Below are 3,996 nucleotides of genomic sequence, written 5' to 3' on the forward strand. Positions count from 1 at the left end.
GTCAATGGGTAAGTTGGGATTTGCTCCCTGGTCAACTAATGCCTGTACTTGGCTTAAGTTACCTGCTTTACAAGCTTGAGCTAACTCGTAGTCAAGTTCAGTATAATATTCAGCTTCAGTATCAGGATTAAAGGTTTCAAAAGTCACTTCACCATCTTTTAAACAATATCTCTCGTATTCAGGATATCCCGTGTCTTCATTTTGCCAGTCAGGATGATAAGCCACCAACGTAAAGGTCTCAACTTCTGTTTGTTCCAGTAAATCGACAAACTCTTCAGCTCCATCATAAAGATCAATCGCAAACTTAATGCATTCATGCTTATGACAAATCAAGACTTCATCACAGAATATATTATACTCTTCCAAAAAGTCATTTATCTCTGTGACCAATTTACTATTGGCACCTCCCATTGCTCTTGCAAATACTTCTGTTGGGCCATCTTCATCCATATCACAAAAAGCTGAGACGAAATTTTTATTGTAAGCTGATTCGTTAAACTGAAAATACAAACTGATATAAACCATTTCTTAGTCCATTAGTCTGGTGTAGGTATAAATTCTAATAACGCATTTTTCGCACTTTCTGATGCTTCTCTAGGAAGTGTTAATACTTTTATTGACTCAAACAATTCAAGCCATGCAGTTATAACCTTATTTGTAGATGAATTAATATCTTTTCCTGCTAGCTTTAAGTACCTTTGCCAGGCTTGATGTGAATAATCTCCTCGACTATATTTAAATTCAAACTGTTCTGGAATATTAAATTCCACATCCGGCTTATCTAAAATCAAACTATTAACCTTACTTGCAAGAAGATCATCGCTATTAATTCCATACGTAAAAGTCCCATCACTTTTTTTATATTTAAAATCCTGAACAATCCATTTAATTTTTTTCTTAATATTTTCTATTCCTGCATGGCTACGATCAAAGAAAAACTCTCTTCTATAATTACCGCCAGTCCCATTAGAACACTCATCAGCATCCTCCCCTTTTACTTTTTTATTTTTATTTTTTTTATCTTTCTTCTTAGCTCTTACATCCTCTAACCGGCCACGATAAACATATTTCCAACTATTTGAGAAAGCTGTGCATTCACTTTGAACTGACTTTACTTCTAACCACTTATTAATACCGTCTTTATTAACAATGATATCTACCTGTCTAGGTAAGCTATCATCAATTTTATTACCTTTAAAGTGAATAGGCAGATTGAACTGTTTTTCGATATCAACAAGTGTATAGCCAATACCTAAATAGGTTGCAGTCATTGCTAGTTGGAACTGAGCTCCTTTAATATCATTCCAGTTAGATTTTGTATTTTTTTCCTTATTTTTATCTTTTTTCTTATTTTTATCTCTAACAGCACCACTATAATTAAAGGAACGGGCCAGTAATGTATACACACTTTCTAATGCATCCGTTGGGATTGAACCTTCAATAATGTTATAGTGTATATAGCCAATTATACCGATCATTTGAATTGTGGGTATTCTTTGCCCCTGAAATCCTTTCAACATATTCAACATATGATCAACACCAACTCTCGCTTTCATCAAGATAGCTGCTTTCCATAGCTGTGGTTTAAATAAAATCTTTCTTGCTTCTAATATATGACTATTATTGAAAACTTTTTTATCTTTCATCTGCGCACAGATTTGTTTTACTAAATCGCCAATAAACCCAGTTTCTAAATCCAATTTTTCTTCAATAATTTTCAATTCTTTTAAAAGCTGAACTGCTCTGCCGAGTGGTAATCGTGATTTTTTTGTATTTTTTGCATACGCTTTTGGGATGGCGAAATTAATAGCACTGGCATACCATGGCTCATAGGATTGATTGTCTAAATAGGCAAAATCATCACCGGTTAAAACTTCACCTAGTTCACCACCCAAAGGCATTGATAGCAAATCAATCCAGGCCAGTAAATGATCACTATTTTGTACTGTTGAAATAAAAAACTTTAACTCTTCTTCATACTCATCCATATGCGTAATAAAGTCAGCCAACAACGCCATAAACCCTGCCATACTTTGTAAATCTTCAAAGCTGCGTTTATCCCAACAACGCTTTGCAACTTTTCCAATGGTTCCAGCCAAAGATCTTACAAATGGCGATCTTGGATTAATTTTTCTAAAAAGCTTATTCAACCCCTTGGATACCAGTTTAAATGGTTTAGTTGCAGGTGTTGGGATAACAGAGATTGTTCCCAGTGCACTTGTAAGAAGTAACTCAGGCTTAAAATCTTTATCATTTCCCGTTGATAGGTAATACAATTGCCGACCAAGCTCTGCAATATCTTCATAAGGCACCACCCAGGAAATAGCTTCTTTACCATACTCAACGGCTGCTTCTAGGACACCCTCCCAATCAATATCATACCAAGCCGCATACGCAGGTGTGACAAAGGATGACAAGGGTAAATTCAGTGGAGGTTGATAGGCGACGGTAACCGAACTTGCAATTTGCATATTCACCCGCTGGCTCACTACCTCGCTAAACCAGTGACTGGATACTACCCCCAAATATTGGGTGGCTTGTTTAGCCGTTATTGCAACCCTGGCAAGTTTGAGTTGGCTGTTATCAATAAGCTGATTTAACTGTCCTGTTGTACGAATAACAACTTGCTGCTGTCCATGCTCGTCCAGCTTAATATCCATCTGTTGTCGATCATTCGGTAGCTTGGCTAATGCGGGGGTTTGCCAGTTGTACCATCGTAAACCGCTCATTTTTCCTGAATAACGATTGCCAATGACTAACGAACGGCTACTGCCGTAGACAATATCACCTTCAGCTTCTGTGGTGAGCGGTTTATTATTAACCCATAATTCCAGTTGATTATTTTGATAACGTGCCACAACGATATGCCACTGTCCCATCGCTAATGGCTCACTGGTTAAATGATAACGCCCAGTGCTGGTTTGAATTTGATAATTAAGTTTACCTTCTTGAGTTAACTGTAGTTTTTGTCCTTGTCCTAACTTAATTAATTCACCACCAACTTCACTCGGTTTAATCGCAACGCGAAAACCCACAGCATCAGGTAAAGCCAACCCCTCTGCATTATTCACCACCAGTTTACTATTCCCCGTATTTTCCTCGGGTGTTGTGTTAAAACTTTGCTGGGTAAACTGATAACTAAAACCAGCTCCACCTATTGGGTGATCTTTAACTAAACGAATATGTTCAGCTTGCGCTTCATAAAGACCTGTTTCATCCGTCAGGGCAGTCTGCTGCCATAACGTATTCATTAAAAACGCTGCCGCAGGCGCAATGACAGGGTCGGCGATATTACCTAACGAGAGGGGTATGGTTTCACCAGGCTGCCCCTTAACCGTAATGGTGGTTTGGGTGGGATAGCTTAAATCAAGCTGGTGATCCACCATGGTATTTAATTTAAAGGGAGCATCACCGGCATAATCCCCAACAATAACTGCATTACCTACATCAAGTGTCTTTTCGGTCGCCACCGGTTCTATGATGACCTTATGTGATGCACCGCCTGTCACGCTTACTGCAGCGGTTAGAATACCTTTTTGTTTTTTAAAGCCAGTATGCCATATAACAGAAGCTTCACCTTTTTCGTTTGTCACGAGTTCGTGACTTTGGAAACGTCCACTAGAGGCTTTCAGCGAAACAGGCACTTCCGCTAAAGGTTGACCTAAACCCGTTGCAGCCACTTTGACGGTGACATTGTGATTGGTATTTACATGGCTCGGCGCATCAATCGTTAATTCGATGGGATGAATAGTGATGGGTACGGTTTGTGTGGTATTCCCTGAACGAATCGTGAGCTGGTATTCACCTTCTAATAAACTACCTTTGAGTACCGCAGACGCATGCCCTGTTTCATTGGTGCTATTCTCTTGCTCTGCAATAAAGACATCACCGGCAACAGACCAATCCACGGAGGTATTTTCTGCCACAATATTATTGTAGGCATCAAATACCTGCACTGTCACCTTGGTTGAACCGACTTGTTCTACAAAGGCATCA

The 3,996-nt window shown here is 38.9% G+C and carries 2 protein-coding genes; both read right to left on the reverse strand.

Annotated features, from left to right (window positions below):
• Positions 1-525, reverse strand: a 525-nt coding sequence (locus tag KCG35_RS23890; protein ID WP_215822368.1) for a hypothetical protein, incomplete at its 3' end; no start/stop codon positions are given.
• Between the two features lie 11 nt (positions 526-536).
• The coding region (locus tag KCG35_RS23895; protein WP_215822369.1) for a LamG domain-containing protein at positions 537-3,996 on the reverse strand (3,460 nt) is incomplete at its 5' end.

The organism is Zooshikella harenae, assembly GCF_018837975.1.
Lineage (GTDB): Bacteria > Pseudomonadota > Gammaproteobacteria > Pseudomonadales > Zooshikellaceae > Zooshikella > Zooshikella harenae.